12 protein-coding genes are annotated in these 19637 nt (G+C 69.1%); 3 read left to right on the top strand and 9 right to left on the bottom strand.

All coding sequences use genetic code 11. From position 1 onward, the window contains the following. The first annotated feature begins 111 nt into the window (after nucleotides 1–111). A complete protein-coding gene (locus JI739_RS24710; RefSeq protein ID WP_201684762.1) occupies nucleotides 112–10020 on the top strand; it encodes a two-partner secretion domain-containing protein in 9909 nt (3302 codons plus the stop codon). A gap of 854 nt (nucleotides 10021–10874) precedes the next feature. Here the strand turns inward: JI739_RS24710 and JI739_RS15145 are convergent. Genes JI739_RS15145 through JI739_RS15135 form a run of 3 tightly spaced genes read right to left on the bottom strand, consistent with a single transcriptional unit; the run spans nucleotide 10875 to nucleotide 13140 of the window. Continuing rightward, complete coding sequence (locus tag JI739_RS15145) at nucleotides 10875–11801, bottom strand: ROK family protein (protein ID WP_201684761.1); 927 nt, start codon at nucleotides 11799–11801, stop codon at nucleotides 10875–10877. Nucleotides 11802–11813: 12 nt separating this feature from the next. Next, nucleotides 11814–12008 (bottom strand): DUF2905 domain-containing protein, encoded by a 195-nt coding sequence (locus JI739_RS15140; protein WP_201684760.1) that lies wholly within the window; start codon nucleotides 12006–12008, stop codon nucleotides 11814–11816. A 4-nt stretch (nucleotides 12009–12012) separates the two neighbouring features. Beyond that, nucleotides 12013–13140 carry a class I SAM-dependent methyltransferase gene (locus JI739_RS15135; protein WP_201684759.1) on the bottom strand — a complete coding sequence of 376 codons (1128 nt, stop codon included), beginning with the start codon at nucleotides 13138–13140 and terminating at the stop codon, nucleotides 12013–12015. Between JI739_RS15135 and JI739_RS15130 the strand changes: the two genes are divergently transcribed. Both JI739_RS15130 and JI739_RS15125 read left to right on the top strand, forming a co-directional pair. Then, nucleotides 13139–13900, top strand: a complete 762-nt coding sequence (locus tag JI739_RS15130) for an SDR family oxidoreductase (protein ID WP_201684758.1) — start codon at nucleotides 13139–13141, stop codon at nucleotides 13898–13900. The genes JI739_RS15135 and JI739_RS15130 overlap by 2 nt on opposite strands. Beyond that, nucleotides 13901–14272, top strand: a complete 372-nt coding sequence (locus JI739_RS15125) for a dihydroneopterin aldolase (protein ID WP_201684757.1) — start codon at nucleotides 13901–13903, stop codon at nucleotides 14270–14272. Between the two features lie 62 nt (nucleotides 14273–14334). Here the strand turns inward: JI739_RS15125 and JI739_RS15120 are convergent, their stop codons facing one another. The 6 genes from JI739_RS15120 to JI739_RS15095 are packed head-to-tail and all read right to left on the bottom strand — an operon-like array spanning nucleotide 14335 to nucleotide 19535. Then, entirely contained in the window at nucleotides 14335–14715 is a 381-nt protein-coding gene (locus JI739_RS15120; protein WP_201684756.1) for a response regulator, read from the bottom strand. A gap of 18 nt (nucleotides 14716–14733) precedes the next feature. Beyond that, nucleotides 14734–16179, bottom strand: a complete 1446-nt coding sequence (locus JI739_RS15115) for an RAD55 family ATPase (RefSeq protein ID WP_201684755.1) — start codon at nucleotides 16177–16179, stop codon at nucleotides 14734–14736. Beyond that, nucleotides 16176–16973: a sensor histidine kinase gene (locus JI739_RS15110; RefSeq protein ID WP_201684754.1), complete on the bottom strand. Its 798-nt coding sequence runs from the start codon at nucleotides 16971–16973 to the stop codon at nucleotides 16176–16178. Before JI739_RS15110 ends, JI739_RS15115 begins: the two co-directional genes overlap by 4 nt. 5 nt (nucleotides 16974–16978) lie before the next feature. Then, nucleotides 16979–18100, bottom strand: coding sequence for a hybrid sensor histidine kinase/response regulator (locus JI739_RS15105; RefSeq protein ID WP_354003734.1), 1122 nt, complete (start codon nucleotides 18098–18100; stop codon nucleotides 16979–16981). Nucleotides 18101–18117: 17 nt separating this feature from the next. Further along, nucleotides 18118–18711 (bottom strand): chemotaxis protein CheB, encoded by a 594-nt coding sequence (locus tag JI739_RS15100; RefSeq protein WP_201684752.1) that lies wholly within the window; start codon nucleotides 18709–18711, stop codon nucleotides 18118–18120. Continuing rightward, on the bottom strand, nucleotides 18708–19535 hold the full coding sequence (locus JI739_RS15095; protein ID WP_201684751.1) for a CheR family methyltransferase: 828 nt from the start codon (nucleotides 19533–19535) through the stop codon (nucleotides 18708–18710). Before JI739_RS15095 ends, JI739_RS15100 begins: the two co-directional genes overlap by 4 nt. Nucleotides 19536–19637: the final 102 nt, after the last annotated feature.

Genomic DNA, 19637 nt, shown 5'->3' with positions numbered 1-19637 from the left:
TGGCTGGACAGTCCGCGACCCTCCAGTTAGTATCTTCGGCCTACAAATAAGCCAACCCGCCTAGACGGCTCCTCCGGCCGCAGGCGGCACGGCTTGCCAGGGAGGCCACCTTTGATCCGTCACGACGCTGTCCGCGCGCCCGCTCTTGCGTGCCCGTCGCCCTCGAGTTCGCAGGTCCATCCGCACACGCCCCGCCTGCGTCGCCTGGCCCGGTTCTTCACTGCCTTCTTCATCGCCCAGACCCTGATGTCGGCCGCGCCGGCCTACGCGCAGCTGGCCGCCTCGACCTCTGCGCCGGCCAGCCAGCGGCCGGTGGTCACCTCGGCGACCAACGGCGTGCCCATGGTCCTGATCGCGCCGCCCACGCGCGGCGGCGTCAGCCGCAACAGCTACGAGCACTTCAACGTCGCGCCCCCCGGCCTGATCCTCAACAACAGCGTGGTCGCCACGCCCACCCAGCTGGGCGGCCGGGTCGGGGCCAACCCGCTGCTGGGTGGCACGCCGGCGCAGGTCATCCTCAACGAAGTCACCAGCACCCACGCCAGCCACCTGCGCGGCGTCATCGAAGTCGGCGGCCACCGGGCCAACGTCGTCATCGCCAACCCCAACGGCATCAGCTGCGATGGTTGCGGCTTCATCCACACCTCGCGCGCCACGCTGGGCACCGGCACACCGCTCTTCGCACCCGACGGCAGCCTGCGCGCGCTCGACGTGCGCCAGGGCACCATCGAAGTCGGCCCGCAGGGGCTGGACGGCACGGCGCTGCAGCAACTCGACCTGCTCGCGCGCGGCCTGCTGCTGCGCGGCGAAGTCTTCACCCCGCAACTGCAGGCGCTCATCGGCGCCAACGAGGTGCTCTACGACAGCCTGCAGCACCAGGGGCGCCCGGGCAGCGGCGCGGCGCCGCAGTTCGCGGTGGACATCAAGGACGCCGGCGGCATGCACGCCGGGCAGATCCGCCTGGTCGCCACCGACAAGGGCCTGGGCGTCAACAGCACCGGGCGGCTGTCCACGCTGCAGGGTGACCTGGTGCTCTCGGCCGATGGCCAGCTCACGCTGCGCCACACGCAGGCGGCGGGCAACCTGCGCCTGTCCAGCCCCGGGCGGGTGCAACTCACGGGCGACACGCAAGCGGGTGCCGTGGCGCACCTCACGGCCGGCGGCGGCCTGGCCAACAGCGGCGAGTTGATCGCGCCCTCGCTGCAACTGCGCACGCCCTCGCTGGACAACAGCGGTGTCGTCGCGCAGCTCTCGGCCGTCCCGCTGGTGCTGGCGCTGCCAGGCGGCCTGCGCAACTCGGGCCTGATCCACTCGGCAGGCGACCTGCAGTTGCAGGCCTCGCGCATCGACACGGCGCCGAGCCAAGGCGGCGAGATGCGCGCCACTGGCGCGCTGCACATCGGAGGCGCGCAACTGCAACTGAGCGGGCAGACCCTGCAGGCCAACCAAGGCGTGAGCATCGCGGCCGAGTCGCTGCAGATGACGGACAGCCAGGTGCTCTCGGCGGCAGCCGTGGTCCTGCGCAGCGAGGGCGCCGCGAACGTCGAGCGCAGCCGGCTCGCGGGCGCGCAGGTGGACATCGCGGCACAGGGCGCGGTGGGCTTCACCGCCAGCTCGGCGCAATCGGACGGCCTCTTGCGCCTGGAGGGCGAGGGTGTCTCCACCGCCGGCTCGCACCTGTCCGCGCAGCGCCTGCAGCTCGATGCGCGCGGCGGCCAGCTGGACAACCGCGGCGGCCAGCTGCTGGCGCGCAGCGAAGACGCCGCCGCGCTCGACCTGCGTGGCCAGGCGCTGGACAACACCGGCGGCGAGCTGTGGACCGATGGTGGCCTGCAGCTGCGCACGCCGGGCGGCGTGAACAACAGCGGCGGAACCATCGGCGCCGCGCGCGCCGACCTCTCGCCCATGGCCTTCCTGAACAACACCGACGGCCAGGTCTTCTCCCGCACCAACCTCAGCCTGCAGGTGGGCGAGCTGCACAACGCAGGCGGTGCGGTGATCAGCGATGGATCACTGCACGTCCAGGCGGCGGACAAGATCGACAACGCACGCGGCCTGCTTCAGGCGCAGGGTGACATGCACCTGCACACCGCGGGCCAGCTGCTGTCCAAGGATGGCGAGTTCTTCGCCGGCGGCCAGCTCTCGGTGCAGGCGCGCTCGGCCGACCTGCGCGGCGCCACCGCCTCGGTGGGCGGTGAGCTGCAGGTGCAGGCCAGCGGGCTGAACACCGAAGGCGCCAAGGTCGCGGCCCAACGGGTGCGCGTCGAGCTGGGCGACGGCCAGTGGAGCAACGTCGAAGGCCAGGTCGTGGCCACCGAGCAGCTGGTGGCAGATGCCCGGCACATCGACAACCGCCAGGGCGTGCTCGCCGCCCACACCGTCGACCTGCGCGGCACCATCACCAACACAGAAGGCGTCATCTCCGGCACACAGTCGGTGGACCTCAAGGGGCCGAACGTGGACAACACGGCCGGCGTGATCGAAGCCGGCGCGGGCGGCGTGCGCATCGACGCTCAAACGCTGCGCAATGCACAGAGCGGCGACAAGGCCGGCATCTACAGCGAAGGCGCCATCGACCTCAAAGCCGGCGAGCTGCACAACCAGGGCGGCACCGTCAGCGCGAAGGGCGCGCTCACGGCCACGGTCGAGACGATCGACAACCACACCGGCGTTCTCGCCGGCAACACCGTCGATCTACGTGGTCAGATCACCAACACCGAAGGCATCATCTTCGGGCGCCACTCAGTCGACCTCACGGGACCCGGGCTGGACAACACCGCCGGCACCATCGAAGCCGGCGCGGGTGGCATGCGCATCGACACGCAGGGCAAGGAACTGCGCAACGCCAACAGCGGCGACAAGGCCGGCATCTACAGCGCCGGCGACATCGACCTCAAAGCCGGCGAGCTGCACAACCAGGGCGGCACCGTCAGCGCAAAGAGCGCGCTCACGGCCACGGCCAAGACGATCGACAACCATGAGGGTGTGCTCGCAGCCAACACCGTCACCCTGCGCGGCGCGACCACCAACACCGAAGGCGTCATCTCCGGCCGCCACTCGGTCGACCTCACCGGCCCCGGCCTCGACAACACCGCCGGCGTAATCGAAGCCGGCATGGGCGGCGTGCGCATCGACACCCAGGGCCAGACGCTGCGCAACAAGCAAAGTGGCAGCCACCGCGGCATCGTCAGCAAGGGGGACATCGACCTCACGGCCGGCGAACTCGACAACGAAACCGGCGCCATCGGCGCGCGCGGCACGCTCAAGGCCACGGCCACCCACATCGACAACCGCCAGGGCACGCTGCTGGGCCTGAACGGCAACGAACTCAAGGCCACCACCCGCATCGACAACCGAGGCGGCGCCATCCTGGGCAACCAGGACGTGCACCTGCGCACGCCCATCCTGGACAACAGTGGCCCGAACAGCGTGGTGTTTGCCGGGCGCGACCTGCACATCATCGACGCCCAGACTGTGAACAACGCCGGCACACGCGGGGGCACGGGCGGCGACTCCCCGAAGGAGCTGAAGTCTGGCCTGCTCGCCGGGCGCCACCTCCACCTGACCTCCAACAGCCTGCACAACCAGGCAGGCGCCCTGCTCGCCGGTGGCCGGGCTGACTTGCACCTCGGCGACGCCATCGACAACGCGGGCGGCCAGCTCGCAGCCGCGAAGCTGAGTGTGCGAGGCCGCTCGCTGCACAACGACGCGGGTCGCCTCGACGCCACCGACACCCTGTCCGCCAAGCTCGCCACCATCAGCGGCCACGGCACCATCGCCTCGCAAGGCGACATCGACCTCGACCTGCAAGGCGACCACACCCAGCGCAGCGACATCGCCGCCGGCGGCGACTTCACCTTCACGACCACCGGCCAGCTCACCAACCAGGCGCACCTGAGCGCGGGCAACGCCCTGACCATCGCTGCCCAGGCCTTCACCAACGAAGCCCAGGGCGTGGTCAGCGGCAAGCGGACCACCGTCAAGGTCGATGGCGATCTCGTCAACGAGGGCCTGATCAACGCCACGAATGGCACCACCCAACTGGTGGCTAGGCAGCTGCGCAACCGCGGCCGCATCTACGGCCACGACGTGGCCATCACCGCCGATGTCGACAACGAGCCCCGGGCCGTCATCGCCAGCCGCGTGGGCGACGTGCACATCACCGGTCGCCTGCGCAACACCGGCCAGGCCCTGGTCTACAGCGGCCGCGACCTCACCCTGCGCGGGCCCGTGGACAACATCGGCGCCGGCCTGGAGGCGCAGCGAAACATCGTCTTCACTGCGCCCCTGAACAACCGCAACGCGGGCCTCGTGACCGAGCAACGCACCCGCACCGAAAGCATCGACAAGGTCTACATCCAACCCAGCTCCCGCAACGAGCGTTACGCGCTCGGCGAGCTCCCGCTCGTGCCCTTCGAGGCCGGCCGCTACGTGCTGCCCGGCAGCAAGTACCCCGCCGAGCTGGGGTTGATGCACCTGAGCCCGGCTTTCCACTGCGACATGGGCGGCGGCGACGACTCGACGTCCTACCAGTGCACGATGAACTACGACCTGCAGGATCCGATCTGGTCGCGGCTTGAGGTCACCCTGCCGCAGGCGCCGCAGCCGCTTGGGTCGCAGTGCGAGGCCTCCAACAGCCCCGCCTGCACCGAAGCCCTGCAAGCCCTGGCCTCGTACCACGAACAGCTGCAGCAGCAAGCCTACAAACTGGACGAGGCCATCGCAGCCTTCAACGCCGACCTCGACAGCCGCTACGTCTCCGACTGGCACCAGACCCACCTGACCGAACGCCAGGTCACCGAAACCGTCGTCACCGCCACCCAGCCCGGCCGGGTGCGTGCCACCGGCACCGTCACCCTGGCTGGCGGCGTGAACGAAGACAGCTCCATCGTGGCTGGCGCCCCGGTACTGGGCGAGGCGCCCAACAATCTGGCCGCCCAAGGCACCCGCGACACGCTGGAGCTGGGCAGCAGCTCCTTCAGCTCTCAAAAGCACCACGGTGGCTGGAAAGAAAGCTTCGAGCGCGTGACACAGACGCCGCAGCCCTGGTCCGTGCCAAAGCACGACACCTTCGCGCTCGACACGCTCAACCAGCCGCTCGATGCCAGCGCAGCGCCCTCGGCCCCCGCACTGTCGCGCGCCGCCCCCGCCGTCGTCCCGCGCAACGCCCTGGCCGCCCAGCCGCTACAGGCCCTGGCCGCCGATCGCCAGGGCGCGGACACCACGGCAGCTGATGGTCCGCTTCGCGGCAGCGTCCTCGCCACCGCTCTGCGCCAGGGCCTGAAGGAAGCCATCGAGCAAACCCGCGTCAGCCTGGCCGCCACCGCCTTGCCTCACGCGCAGCAACACCAGCAAGGCCACGCCTCCCGCGCCGCCCCCCGTGCCCCGCCGGCACCCCCCAAGGCCCAGGGCTACACCACCGCCAGCGCCAGCTTCGCCGTCGCCGCCCCGGCCAACCGCCTCTACCGCATCGAGCGCGGCCCCAGCCAGCCCCTGGTGCAAACCGACACCGACTTCCTGGGCGGCCAGACTTACCTCTCCAGCACCGACCGCCTCACCATAGACCCCGGCCTGCAACTGCAGCGCTACGGCGACGGCTTCGCCGAGCAGCGCCTGGTGGACGACCAGATCCTCGCGCTCACCGGCCGGCGCTTCCTGGCCGGCTACCAGGACACCGAAGCCGAATACCTGGCCCTGCTCGATGCCGGCCACCTCTTCGCCCAGCAATACCAGCTCACCCCCGGCGTCGCCCTCTCGGCCGAGCAGATGGCCCTGCTCACCACCGACATCGTCTGGCTCGAGCCGCGCGAAGTGCGCCTGCCCGATGGCAGCACCACCACCGCGCTCGTCCCCATCGTCTACCTGCGCCGCCCCATCGACGGCGACCTCGCCCCCACCGGCGCCCTCATCGCCGGCAGCCGCATCGACCTGCGCACCACCGGCGACCTCACCAACAGCGGCACCCTCGTCGCCCACGACGGCCTGGCCCACCTGCAGGCGCGCAACCTCACGAACAGCGGCACCGTGGCCGGGCGCAACGTGCAGCTGGACGCCGACGAGACCTTGGACATCGCCGGCGGCGCCGTCCACGGCCAGGGCGCCAACAGCCGGGTCAGCCTCAACGCGCGCGACATCATTGCCCGCACCACCACCCAGACCACCGAAACCCAGGTCGCCGGCCCCCACGGCACCAGCACCGGCCGCTCCACCAACGTCGACCGCATCGCCACCATCACCGGCGCCCACCTCGGCTTCAACGCCGAGAACAACCTGCACCTGCAAGGCGCCTCCGTGCAGGCCACGCAGGACCTCCACGCCCATGCCGGCGGCGCCCTCACCGTCGACACGGTGGCCACCGGCTATGCGCTGGACGTACCCCTGGCGCACGGCGGCTACTACCGGCAACAGGCCAGCCAGCACCAGGGCACGCAGCTCGCCGGGCAGAACATCACCCTGAGCACCGACGGCAAGCTGCAGATCACCGGCAGCAACCTGCGCGCGCAAGACAAGCTGCTGCTCGATGCCGACACCCTCGACGTGCGCGCGGCCATCGAGACGCTCGACACCGACCGGCAAGGCGCCAGCGAAGGCGGCCGCGAGCGCCTGTCCACCCGCGAGCAGGCCCTCACCGGCGGCCAGCTCAGCGCCGGCGGCTCGCTCACCACCTACTCGAAAGGCAACACCACCTTCGCCGGCGCCCAGCTCACCGCCGAACGCGGCGCGCTCACCGCCACCGCCGGCGGCGACCTGCACGCGACCACGCTGCAAACCGAGAACAGCCAGCTGCACGAGCGGCAAAGCCAAAGCCGCGCCACCTTCTCCAGCCAGCGCCACGCCAGCAGCAGCCAGGGCCAGTCGACCATGAACCACGGCAGCTCCCTGGAGGGCGCCACCGTGCACCTGCAGGCCGGCCAGGTGGGCGCCGACGGCAAGCTCGCCTCGGGCCACCTGCACATCACCGGCAGCCAGGTCGTGGGCGAGGGTGACGTCACCCTCCTGGGCGGCCAGATCACCCTCGACGCCGCCACCGACCGCCACAGCAGCCAAAGCTCCGAGCTGCACCGCCGCTCGGGCTGGGGCGCTGCCGGCAGCATCTCCGTCGGCACCCAGCAGCAGGAGAGCGCACACACCGAGAGCCACGCCAGCGCCTCGGGCAGCACCGTCGGCAGCCTGAAAGGCGACCTGCGCATGCACGCCCAGTCGGGCGACCTCACCGTCACCGGCAGCCGCGTGCAGACGCCCCAGGGCGCCGTCGATGCCATGGGCCGCCGGATCCTCGTGCAGGAGGCCCGGGAAAGCACCGCCACCACCGAGGAGCAGCGACACCGCCAATCGGGCCTGAGCGTGGGCGTCAGCGGCGGGCTGATCGATGCCGCACGCACGCTCGACCAGGTGGCGCGGGCCGCCGGCGACACCCAGAGCGGCCGCATGCAGGCACTGGCCGCCGCCAGTGCCGCCCTGACCGTGGGCAACACCGCGGCCCAGGCCGCCAAGAACCCGGCCGCCGCCGCCAACGTGACGGTCAGCCTCAGCATCGGCACCAGCAGCAGCGAAAGCAAAAGCGATCGGCAGGAGCAGCGCGCCGCCGGCTCCAGCTTCGAGGCAGGCAAAGGCGTTCGCCTGCAGGCCACCGGCGCCGGCAAGGACTCGAGCATCACCGTCCAGGGCAGCACCATCAGCGCCGGCCAGGGCCGGGCGGGGTTCTACGCCGAGGGCGATGTGAACTTCCTGGCCGCCAGCAACAGCGGCGAGGAGCACACCAGCCACCGCAGCTCCAGCGCCAGCGTCGGCGTCGGCTACACGGTCGGCTCGGGCGGCACCGGCTTCGGCGTCACCGTCGCCGCCAGCGCGGGCAAAGGTCACAGCGACAGCAGCGAGAAAACCTGGACCAACACCCACGTGCAGTCCGACCTGGGCGTGGACGTGCACACCGGCGGCGACCTCACCATGAAGGGCGCGGTGATCAAGGCGCCTGAGTTCAAAGGCCGCGTGGCCGGCGACCTGCACATGGAAAGCCTGCAGGACACCGCCCAGTACAGCAGCCGCAGCCAGACCGCCGGCGGCAGCGCCACCTTCGGGGCGGGCGGCGGCGGCAGCGGCAGTGCCTCGCGCAGCAAGATCGACAGCGAATTCGCCAGCGTCAAGGAGCAGACGGCGATCCGCACGGGTGACGGTGGCTTCGACATGGAGGTCGGCGGCAAGACCCGCATGGTCGGCGCGGCCATCACCAGCTCGGAAAAAGCCGTGCAGGAGGGGCGCAACCGCTTCGAGGGCGAGGCGCCGGAGCTGGTGGACATACAGAACAGCGCGAGCTTTAGGGGCAGCAGCGTCGGCGGGAGCGTGTCGGGTGCCGTGGGGCAGGAAGCCAAGGGAGACGCGCCGGCAACCAGCGCGGGCCTGCGCGGCGGCGGCGCCGGCTTCGGCTCTGTATCGGGCAGTGCGAACAGCGTCACGAGGGCAGGCATCAGCGGCATCGCCGGCGACAAGGACGCGCGCACGGGAGATGCCGAGAGCGGCCTCGCGCCGGTGTTCGATGCGCAGCAGGTGCAAAAGGAGATCGACGCGCAGCGCACCATCACGCAGGTTGCGGGGCAGCAAGGGGCCAAGGCCATCGGCACCTATGCCACCGCGCAAGAGGACAAGCTGCGCGCGCAGGCAGCAAACGAGACCGATCCGCAGCGCAAGCAGGAGTTGGAGCAACAAGCCAGTGAATGGGCAGAAGGCGGCGTTCGCCGCGTCGCCCTGCATGCCACGCTCGGTGCAGCTGTTGGGGGTCCGGCCGGTGCGGCGGGTGCTGCGGCAACCGCGTACGCGGCACCGCTGCTCGAAGGGCTGCAGAAAGACATCCAAAGCGCGCTGCGCGATTCGGGGGCGTCCGAGGGCGGCGCGCGTGTTGCGGCGCAGGCGGTCACGGGCGGCCTGGCCGTTGCGATCGGTGGCTTGGCCGGCGGTGGAAACGTGCCCGGTGCGGCTGCTGGTGTGGCGGTGGATCTGAACAATCGGCAATTGCATCAAGCCGAAAAGGACCGCATCAAGCAACTGGCAGGCAAGGATGCGGAAAAGGAAGCGCGTTTAACTGCTGCGGCCTGCGCGCTCGTCCGCTGCTATGCCGAATACCGCGAGACCAGTGAAACCTACCAACAGCTGCGGCAACTGGCCGACCTTGGCTCCCGCGAAGACTTTGCGGGCGAGCGAAGCCAGCTGGCCGATCAGCCCGGAATGTTCGGCTACACGCGTGGCGATCTCGCCATCGATGCAGGCAAGCAGCTGAACAACACATACCAGATCGGCACCCGCGCGATTGGTGCGGGTCAGGCGGTGCTAGGTGGCGCAACTGTCGCGGCCGCTGCCGCAACGGCCCCGGCAAGTTGCGCCACGGTCGTTGGCTGCGTGGCGACGGCTGCCGTGGTTGGCATGAGCGTTGACGCGGCGTACGCAGGGGCCAGGCAACTTGTATCTGGCAATCCCGAGGCGACCTTCCTGAATGAAGGGCTGCAGGGGCTGGGCATGTCGCCGGAAGCGGCGGGGTGGGCCGAGGCTGCGCTGAACGTGGGTACGGCGGTTCGCGTGGGCGTAGCAGCCGTCGGCAACAAGGTCGCGGCGGAGGGCGCAGGGTCGGCAGGTGCTAGTGCAACGGCAGCCCCTATAGCGCCAGGTGTTGCTGCCGCAAAAGGGACTCCGCTTACCTACGACAAGACTACGCGTGCATGGATGTCCCCTGAAGGGCTCGTTTACAGCCCAGGGTCGGCTCATGGGAATCGGGTGCTGCACGTGCTCGACCACGCAGCACCTAATTCCTCAAAGCCCGTCCACTCTGTCTTCAACGTGAGCCGAGATCAGGTGCTTGGATTGGTCGACGAAGCTTGGGCTGCCCGAGTTGGGCCAGGTACGCTACAGGCTAACGGCAACCGAGTTTGGGTTGTCAATATGGGACGCTCCATCGGAACATCAGGTCAGACTTCTGTTCAGATCGTGGTCCGCGACGGAACAACCCAACTTATCACTGCTTTCCCAAAATGAAGCTTTGCCCTTTTTGTCAGCAAGATGCTGTCTGGCGAGTCCGGCTGCGCAATGCTCCGCAGCACTTCTTTCTGCTGTGTTTTGAGTGCGATGCGGTATGGCAAGAAGACCAAGAAGTATCTGATCGAGCCGGAACAACGTTTGACGCGCATGTGAAGTCACTCCATCGCGTGCCGGATTGGACAGACATTGAGAAGATCGAAATGCTTGAGTGAGGCCAATACGTGCTACGGAAGATCCATATGGATTTTTTAGGAGGATTAATGAATAAGAGATCAATAAACGTCTTGATCATGGGGGGATTGTTTGGCCTCGTATTTGCCGGGTGCGCAAGTACAACGAACCCGCTTGGTGCTGATTACGATGAGCCTGTCATTCCTGGTCAAACGCGGCTGCTGAACCTGACCGGAAACCCCACGACTGAAGGAGCATCCGAGGTGTATTTCCAATCCGGTTCTCGGGTGGAAATGTTTGTCACTTTTCGGGATCGATTGATCGCATTTCAGGTGGACGACGTGGACCTGCCCGGCGCAAAAGGAGGACAGCTACCTACCGGGTACCAAGCCATTGCACTCAGCCCTGGGGTCCACTCAATCTCCTATTGCCACACTACCAGATCGGATCTCGGTACCGGAGTTGTTATGTGCAAATTTCGCATCAATGACTTTAACTTCGAGCCGAACACCAGATACATGGTGAGGGGTAATATTAACGTGGCTACCGGACTGTCTGGAAGCCAGACTGCGACTGTACGAACGAACCTTTTCAAGTTGAAGTAATTGGCACTTCGCTGCGCCCGCTGTTCCGGAACGCAATGGTTGTGGATGGCTTAAGGCTGCGCGCCTAGCAGCCCTTCAATCCAACAACGCCACCGCCGCGTAATCCCCCACCCGATCCCCCAGCCCCGCCACCACCAACTCGCACCCCTGCGTCAACGTTGGCAGCCGCCCCCGCACCTCCGCCTGCAACCTGGGCAGCAGCAGGTCGTGGTTGTGCAGGAACACGCCGCCGCCGAGGCTGATGCGCTGCAGGTCCAGCAGGGCCGTGATGTTGTAGAGCGCGCGGCCCACGACGCGGCTGATCTCATCGACGATGGACAGCGCGGGGACCTCACCGCGTCGCGCTGCGGCGAACAGTTCGGCCGCTGGCATGCCGAAGCGGCGCGCGATGGCGTTGCCCGCTGCCAGCGCCTCGATGTCGCCCACGTTGCCGCAGCCGCACACGGCCGTCGAGTCGTCCGTGGCGAAGGTGTGGCCCAGGTGGCCGGCGTTGCCGTGCTTTCCGCGCAGCACGCGCCCGCCCACGCACAGGCCGCAGCCGACGCCGGTGCTCCAGGTCACGTAGGCGCAGTGGTCCGCGCCCTGAAGCGCACCCCAACGCCGTTCGGCTTCAAGGGCGGCGACCGCGTCGTTCTCGACCCGCACCCGCGCGAAGCGGCGCAGGAGCGGGGCCTCGAGCAGAGCGGTGCGCCAGTCGTTGGGCAGTTGGCGGCCCGAGCCCGGCAGGCCGCCGCAGATGTTGGGAGTGGCCAATTCGGTGAGGCCGCCGCCGAGCACGAAAGGTCCCGGGGCCGCGACCGCCGCGTGTTGCACCACGATCGGGTCGACTCCCAGTTCGGCACAGGCCTGGTCGACCATGCGAATGCATTGCAAAGCCACCGCATCGGGGGTGCCCGTCACGGCGGTGGGCTCGTGCCGCCGGGCCAGCAGCTCGCGCGGGCGGGCGGCGTCGTTGAGGCTGACCGAGACCTTGGTTCCGCCGATGTCGATGCAGGCTCGCATATGAGGAGGGCGTTACAGCAGGCGACCGATGCCGGCCGCGATGAGGCTGAGGATGATGGTGGTGGTGAGCGGGATGAACCACTCGCGTCCGAAGAGCCGGAAGCGCATGTCGCCGGGCAGCCGCCCCAGGCCCAGCCGATGCAGCAGCGGGGTGAGCCAGCTGAACAGCATCAGCGCGAGGAAGACGACGAGAAGCCAGCGGATCATGGGGTCACAGTGTAGAAGTCCGGTCGCCGGAGCCGAACCCGACAGCGTCCCAGAACGGGCCCTTGCGCAAGCCGATCACCTTGAAGAGCTCGCCCATTTCGTGCTCGGCGAACAGGCGCTGGGCATCGGCCCGTTCGCGCACACCGGCGTGTTGCAGCTTGTCGAGAAGCCCGCAGTTCAGCAGGAAGCGCCCCTGGCTGGTATAGCCCAAGACCCCGAGGCCCGCCTCCTGCGCGGCCAGCGCCAGGCCGGTGAAGTTCACGTGCGCGGTGATGTCCTTGGCGCCGACGTCGGCCAGCGGATCGGTGTCGGCCCGATGCGCCTGGTGGCACATCAGCGTGCCCATGTGGCGCTGCGGGTGGTAGTACTCGGACTCAGGGAACCCGTAGTCGATGAAGAAGGCCGCACCCTGCACCAGCCGGTCGGCGAGCGTGCGCACGAAGGCTTCAGCCTGCAGGTGAATTTCGGTGAGGTAGTCGTGCGAGCCGGTGATCTCCACGGGCGGGCGAAGCTCGGTCGGCCGGTCCGACCAGGCCAGCCGTTCGCCCTGCCAGCACACGCCGCGCTCGTGCCACACCGAGTCCATGCGCGCGAGCAGCTTGACCGGCATGGCGTCCAGCACCTCGTTGCCGAGCACCACGCCGCGCATCTGCTCCGGCAACTGCGCGGCCCAGTCGACGCGGGCGGCGTGCGGAGCCAGCCGCTCACGCTGCCTCTGGCGCAGCACGCTGGAGACTTCGACGATGGTGTAGCGGCGCACGCGCGGCAGGGCCTGCAGCAGTTGCTCGGCCAGCGCGCCGGAACCGGCGCCGAACTCCCACACCTCGTCGCAGCCGGTGGCGTCCAGCGCGTCGGACACCGCCGCGGCCAGCGTCTGGCCGAACAGCGGGCTCATCTCGGGCGCGGTCACGAAGTCGCTGCCGGAAGCCGGCAGGTGGCCGAACTTGCGCGAGGCGTTGGCGTAGTAGCCCAGGCCGGGGGCGTAGAGCGCCTGGGCCATGAAGCGGTCGAAGGGCAGCCAGCCGCCCGAGCGTTCGATGGTGGCGCGAAGCAGCGCCAGGAGGGCGCTCGTTACACTGCGGGTCTTGTCGGAAGTCACCCGGCCGATTCTCTTCTCTGTGGACCCTCGCATGCCCCCTGTCGTCCTGGTCACCGGCGCCGCGCGTCGGCTCGGACGCGAAATCGCGCTGGGGTTGGCGACGGCGGGTTGGCAGGTGGCGGTGCATTACCGCGGCTCGGCCGCCGAGGCGCTGCAGACGGTTGCCGATTGCAACAATTCCGCCTGCCCGGGCGCCCGCTGCGAGGCCTTCCAGGCCGATCTCGCCGACGAGGCGGCCACCGCCGCCCTGGTCGGGCAGGTCTGCGGCCACTTCGGGCAACTCGACGCCTTGGTCAACAACGCGTCGCTGTTCGAGCACGACGACGCGGCGAGCTTCACCTATGCCGGCCTGCAGGCGCACCTGGCCGCCAATACCGGTGCGCCGGTGCTGCTGGCGCGTGAGTTGCACCGGCACCTGCAGGGCCGCCAGGCGCAAGGCGCGGTGGTCAACCTGCTGGACCAGAAGCTCTGGAACCCCAACCCCGATTTCCTGAGCTACACCTTGTCGAAGGCGGCGTTGAAGACCGCCACCACGGCGCTGGCCATGGCCCTGGCGCCGGTGTTGCGGGTGGTGGGCGTGGCCCCGGGTCTTACCCTCACGAGTCACATGCTGTCCGACGAAAAGTTCGAGCAGCTGCACCGCCTGTCGCCCCTGGGCCGCTCGTCCACCCCGGCGGACGTGGTCTCGGCGGTGCGGTTCGCCCTGGAAAACGCCGCCCTCACCGGCACCACGCTGCTGGTCGACGGCGGCCAGCACCTCATGAAGTTCGACCGCGACTTCTCGCTGATGTAGATGACCAAGGCCGGCACCCAGATCCTCACCCTCACCGGGCTGCGTTTCGACGCGAACCTGGGCATCCTGGCGCACGAACGGAACGCGCCCCAGCCGATCCGAGTCGATGCCGAGCTGAACCTGGGCACCCAGCCCCTGCTGCCGCACGACGACGACATCCTGCACGTGCTCGACTACCGCAAGGTGCGCACCATCATCATCGACGAGTGCACCGCCGAGCACGTGAACCTGCTCGAGAGCCTCATCGGCAAGCTGGCCCATCGCCTGATGCAGCTGCCCGGTGTCATCGGCGTGCGCGTGCAGATCGCCAAGCTCGAAATCTTCGACGACTGCGAGGTGGCGATCCGCGTCGAAACCGGCCAGTGGGCCTGAGGGATCCAGGGTCCGGGGAGTGCTTCCGGCGCGCGTGTCCCCCGGCCGCCAGCCCCTGACCCCTAGGAAGCTGGCCGCGCTTGCGCGGCCAGCCGGGCCACCGTCGCCAGGAACGCGTCCAGCTCGAACGGCTTGCGCATGAAGGCCTGGTAGTCGACCTGGTAGGCGCGCAGGGCGGCCTCGGGGGCGCCGCTCATCAGCAAGACGGGGGTGTGGGCGTGTTCGGGCAGCTTGCGCAGGGCGTTCACCAGTTCGGCGCCGTTCAACACCGGCATCATGAAGTCGGTGATGACCAGGTCCGGCCGCGTGTCGCGCAGGCGCAAGAGCGCCTGCTGGCCGTCGGCGGCCATCGTCACCTCATAGCCTTCGCGGCTCAGGATCAGCCCCAGCACCTCGGCGCTGGAGAGCTCGTCATCCACCAGGAGAACTCGGACCGGATTCACGGGTACCTCCACCCGGTCTCAGCTGCCGCGTGGCAGTTCCACCGCCTCGTCGGATACGGCCAGCCCGTTCTTGCCCAGCACCAGTTCGCGCACGCGCAGGTCGGCGCGGATCATGCGTGACTTGCCCAGCCAGAAGAAGCGCCGCAGGGTCGATTGTTCGACCAGCCGCATGCGGATCATCGTGTCGGCAACAGCGGACAAGGTGGTGATCTGCACGGGAGGCGGTGCGAACTGCACGCCCGGCTGCTCCTCCATGGTGATGACGGTGGTGGCCCCCAGCAGGCGCAATTCGTTGGCGAGCGCGGCCAGGAAGCCGGGGCCGCGCTCGGCGAACCCCGGCATGCTCAGGAAGGCTCCCATGCCGTCGATGACGACCCGGCGGGCGTCCTTGTCGGCCACGGCGCGCAGCAGCCGAGCGGCCAGCTCGTCCAGGTGGTTTTCCCCCAGGGACTGCCAGACGATGCGAACGTCTTTCGAGGACAGCACCCCTGCGGGATCGACGCCCAGCCGCTGCCCGATCCCCCGCAGCAGTTCGGGCGACTCGTAGAAGCTGAACCAGACGCCTTTTTCAGCGGGCCGGGAGCACGCCATGAAATGCAGGGCCAGCGTGGTCTTGCCGCTGCCCGAGGGGCCGGCCAGCACCACCACGCTGTTGCGCGCATAGCCGCCGATGTCCAGCATCGCATCGATGCCGGCGACGCCGGTGGACACCCCGTGTGTGGACATCACTGCGCCGGGCGACTGCCGGCGCGCCGCCTCCAGCCGGGGGTACACCACGATGCCTTCGGGCGTGATCTGGAAGATGTGGTTGCCGCGCAAGGTGCGGCTGCCGCGGAACTTCACCACTTCGAGGTTGCGCTCGCGGCGGGGCCCGTGCGCGCGCTCGCGCAGCAGCAGGATGCCGTCGACCATGGTCTGCTCGGGCGACACGGGGTGGTCGGCGTCGTCGCTGGTCAGCATCAACGTGGTGTAGCCGCTGAGCGAGGAGTGCGCCTGGATCTCGCTCACGAACAGCTTCAGCGCCTCGTCGCAGTCGGCCGCGCTGGCGGCCATCACCAGGCCGTCCAGCACCAGCATGCTGGCCCGGTGCATGCGCATCTCCGAATGCAGGAGCTTCAGCACGCCGGGGAGTCCCTCGTTGCGCAGCGCATTGAAGGCGCTGACGTAGTACACCCCCTCGGGCACGGCCTCGGCGTCGAAGAACGCGAACGACTCCATGTGCTGCAGCAGCCGCGCGTGGGATTCGGCCAGGAGGGTGACGTACACCACATGCCCGCCGGCCGCGGCGTGCCGGTAGGCGATGTGGTTGGCCAGGATGGTCTTGCCGGCGCCCGGCGCCCCCTGGAAGATGTAGACGCCAGCCTTCAGGAAGCCGCCGCCCGTCACTTCGTCGAGGCCTGCGAGGCCGGTGGAAACGCGCTCCAGGAGCGCCATGCGCTGGTCGGGCGCGGACGAGCTGTTCACTTGGATTCTCCTGTGGAAGGGTGCTCCGGGGGCTGGAGCGGCAGCACGATGGTGGTGGCGCAGCCGCCGCCGGGCGCCTCGTCCACCATCACGCTCCCGTGGTGGGCCGCGGCCAGCTGGGCGACGATCCACAAGCCCAGGCCGAAGCCGCTGCGATGGCCGCTCTGGGAGACAGCCCGCTCGAATCGCTGGAACATGCGGGCTCGCTCGGCTTCGGGAATGCCCGGGCCGCCGTCGGTCACGCGAAAGAACGCCCGGTCCGGCGCCTGCAAGCCGGCGCTCACCACGACCGGTGAACCCGCGCCGTAGCGCAGGGCGTTGGACACCAGGTTGGAGACCATCTGCTCGACCATCTGCGGATCCCAGCAGCCCACCAGGTCGGCATCGTCGTCGACGCGGGAGCTGAGCCGGACGTGGTGGAACCGGGCTTCGTCGGCGTGCGTGTCCATCACCGCATTCACCACGTCACCCACTTTCAGCGGCAGGCGATGCACTTGCACCTGTCCGCTGTTGATGCGGCTCACGTCGAGCAGCATGGTGGCCCGGCGGACGTAGCGGCTCACGTTGCGGCGGGCGCGTTCGATCTCGTCGAGCAGGCGCGGATCGCCCGCCACCGCGAGGCGCTCCAGCAAGGTCAGCTGCAGGCCCAGGGCGTTCAGCGGCGAGCGCAGCTCGTGCGCGGCCGTGGAGAGGAAGTCGTCGCGCGCACGCAGCGCCTCACGAGCCTCCCGCAGCCGGGCGCACGGCTCGGCTTCAGGACAAGGGGGTGCGTCGTGCGGCATCAGGGGGGGCAAAGCCGTCAGTGTGCACCAGCTGCACCAGCGCTGCCCAGGGGCAGCCGGACCGTGAATTCGGCGCCCTGGCCCGGTTCGCTGTGCAGCGAGATGCGGCCGCCATGCGCCTGTACCAGCTGCTGGCAAATGAACAGGCCAAGACCCAGGCCCTGCACCGCCCCGGCCGAGGCCGATCGTTCGAACTGGCCGAAGACGCGCTCCTGGTCGGCCGGGGCGATGCCCGGGCCGTTGTCGCACACCGACACCACGCCCTGGCCGGCCTGCTCGCGCACGCTCACCTGCACGGGCTTGCCGCCGCCATAGCGCAGCGCGTTGGTCAGCAGGTTGGTGACCACCTGCTCCAGACGCACTTCGTCCCCGTACATCCACAGCTGCGGCGGGGCGTCCAGCCCCAGCACCGTGCCGGTGGTGCGGGCCTGCTCGGCCATCGCATCGACGATGCGGCGCACCAGGGCGGCCAGATCCATGCGCGCGGGCGCGATGGCAAGGCGGCCGGTGCGGATGCGCGAGGCATCCAGGATGTCGTCGAGCAGGCGGATCATGCTGCGGATCTGCCGCTCGTCGCTCTCGGTCATCGTGCGCAGCGTGCCCAGCTCGGGCGGCTTGCCGCCGTCGATCATCCGCTTGCGCAGCTGCACCTGCAGGTACAGCGTGTTGAGCGGGTTGCGCATCTCGTGCGACACCATGGACATGAAGTCGTCGCGCATGCGCACCGCGCGCTGCAGTTCCTCATGCGCGTGCTGCAGGGCCTGGCGCTGCCGGAACAGGTCCACGAAGACCGCGACCTTGCTGCGCACCATGTGCGCGTCCAGGGGTTTGTAGAGGAAATCAACGGCGCCGCTCTCGTAGCCGCGGAAGGAGTGGTTCAGCTCACGGCCGGCCGCGGTCACGAACACGATGGGGATGTGGCGCGTGCGCTCGGTGCCGCGCATCAGCTCGGCCAGCTCGAAGCCGTTCATGACCGGCATCTGGACGTCCAGCATGGCCAGGGCGAACTCGTGCTCGAGCATGAGCGACAGGGCTTCCTCGCCCGAGCGTGCGCAGAACACCTCGCGGCCGTCGGCGCGCAGCAGCGCCCGCAGGGCGATGAGGTTGCCCTCCAGGTCGTCGACCAGGAGGATCTTCACGGGTGGCGGAGGAGGACTCATGGGCAGATCAGCTTGGGCAGGAGGTCGTGCAGTTCGGCCAGCGTGAGCACCTGGTCGGCGCCGGCCCGAACGAGCGCCGCGCGAGGCATGGCGGCGTGCGCCGCCTCGGCCGGATCTTGCACCAGGGCCAGGCCGCCGCACTCGCGCACCCGGGCCAGGCCGCGCGCGCCGTCTTCGTTGGCGCCTGTCAGCACCAGGGCGGCGAAGCGTTCACCGAAGGCCTCGGCGCCCGACTCGAACAGCAGGTCGATGGAGGGCCGCGAAAAGTGGACCGGCGGCTCGCAACTGAGCGAGAACGTTCCGTCGGGCTCGATCAGCAGGTGGTAATCCGCCGGCGCGAAGTACAGGTGGCCCGGTAGGAGCGGCTCGCCCGGCTGGGCCTCGCAGGATTGCAGGGGGAGCCGGGCCCCGAAGATCTCGGCCAGTTGGCTGTCGTGGCCGGCCGGCAGGTGCAGCACCACCACGATGGGCACGCGGGTCTCGGCTGGCAGGGAGGCCAGGATGACCATGAGGGCATCGATGCCCCCGGCCGACGCGCCGATGGCCAGCGCCTGCAGCCCGCCGGGCGGCGTGGATGGCGTGGCGTTCATGAGCCGGCCTCCTTGAGCTTGCGATAGATGCGTTCGCGCCGGGCGACGGGCTCGAACCTGGAGCCCCAGGCCGAGAACTCGAGCGTCTCCTTCGATCCCAGCCCCAGGAAGCCGCGGTGCGTGAGCGACTCGTGGAACAGCCCGAGCGCGCGGTCCTGCAGCTTGCGGTTGAAATAGATCAGCACATTGCGGCAGGACACCAGGTGCGTCTCGGCGAACACGCTGTCAGTGGCCAGGCTGTGGTCGGCGAACGTGATGCTCTCGCGCAGCTCGCGGTCGAGCACGGCGTTGCCGTAATGCGCGGTGTAGTAGTTGGAAAAGCTTTCCTTGCCGCCCGCGCGCTGGTAGTTGTGGGTGAACAGTTGCAGCGAATCGAGCCGGTAGATGCCCTTGCGGGCGCGCTCCAGCGAGGCGGTGTTGATGTCGGTCGCGTACAGCATGGTGCGCGGCAGCAGGCCTTCCTCGCGCAGCAGGATGGCCAGCGAATAGGCCTCTTCGCCGGTGCTGCAGCCAGCCACCCAGACCTTGATCGACGGATAGGTGCGCAACACCGGCGCCACCTGTTCGCGCAGCGCCAGGAAGTACGGCGGATCGCGAAACATCTCGCTGACCGGCACGGTGAGGTGCTGCAGCAACTGCTGGAAGGCCTCGGGATCGCGCAGCATCCGCTCCTGCAGCGCCGTGATGCTCGGTGCCCCCATCTGCTCGCGCGCGTGCTCGACCCGCCGCCGCAGCGAGGCGATCGAGTAGTCCCGAAAGTCGTGCCCCCAGCGCAGGTAGATCGCCTCCACCAGCAGCCGCACCTCGATGTCAACCAGCGTCATGCCCCTCCCCGATGCAAGCGGCAGCCACACCAGGCAGCCGGCGCGCGTGACCCGCCAGGGCAGCCGCCGCAAGGCGCTGCCCGCTCCAGCGGCTACCGCGGA

This window comes from Ramlibacter aurantiacus (assembly GCF_016722895.1).
GTDB lineage: Bacteria > Pseudomonadota > Gammaproteobacteria > Burkholderiales > Burkholderiaceae_C > Ramlibacter > Ramlibacter aurantiacus.
Note: the sequence above shows the minus strand (reverse complement) of the source record. Positions and strands in the feature narration are given on the sequence as shown.

Coding starts and splice junctions, on each gene's coding strand:
- JI739_RS15145 (WP_201684761.1), bottom strand. CDS start 11,801: ATGCGAGCCTGCATCGACATCGGCGGAACCAAGGTCTCGGTCAGCCTC.
- JI739_RS15140 (WP_201684760.1), bottom strand. CDS start 12,008: ATGATCCGCTGGCTTCTCGTCGTCTTCCTCGCGCTGATGCTGTTCAGC.
- JI739_RS15130 (WP_201684758.1), top strand. CDS start 13,139: ATGCCCCCTGTCGTCCTGGTCACCGGCGCCGCGCGTCGGCTCGGACGC.
- JI739_RS15135 (WP_201684759.1), bottom strand. CDS start 13,140: ATGCGAGGGTCCACAGAGAAGAGAATCGGCCGGGTGACTTCCGACAAG.
- JI739_RS15125 (WP_201684757.1), top strand. CDS start 13,901: ATGACCAAGGCCGGCACCCAGATCCTCACCCTCACCGGGCTGCGTTTC.
- JI739_RS15100 (WP_201684752.1), bottom strand. CDS start 18,711: ATGAACGCCACGCCATCCACGCCGCCCGGCGGGCTGCAGGCGCTGGCC.
- JI739_RS15095 (WP_201684751.1), bottom strand. CDS start 19,535: ATGACGCTGGTTGACATCGAGGTGCGGCTGCTGGTGGAGGCGATCTAC.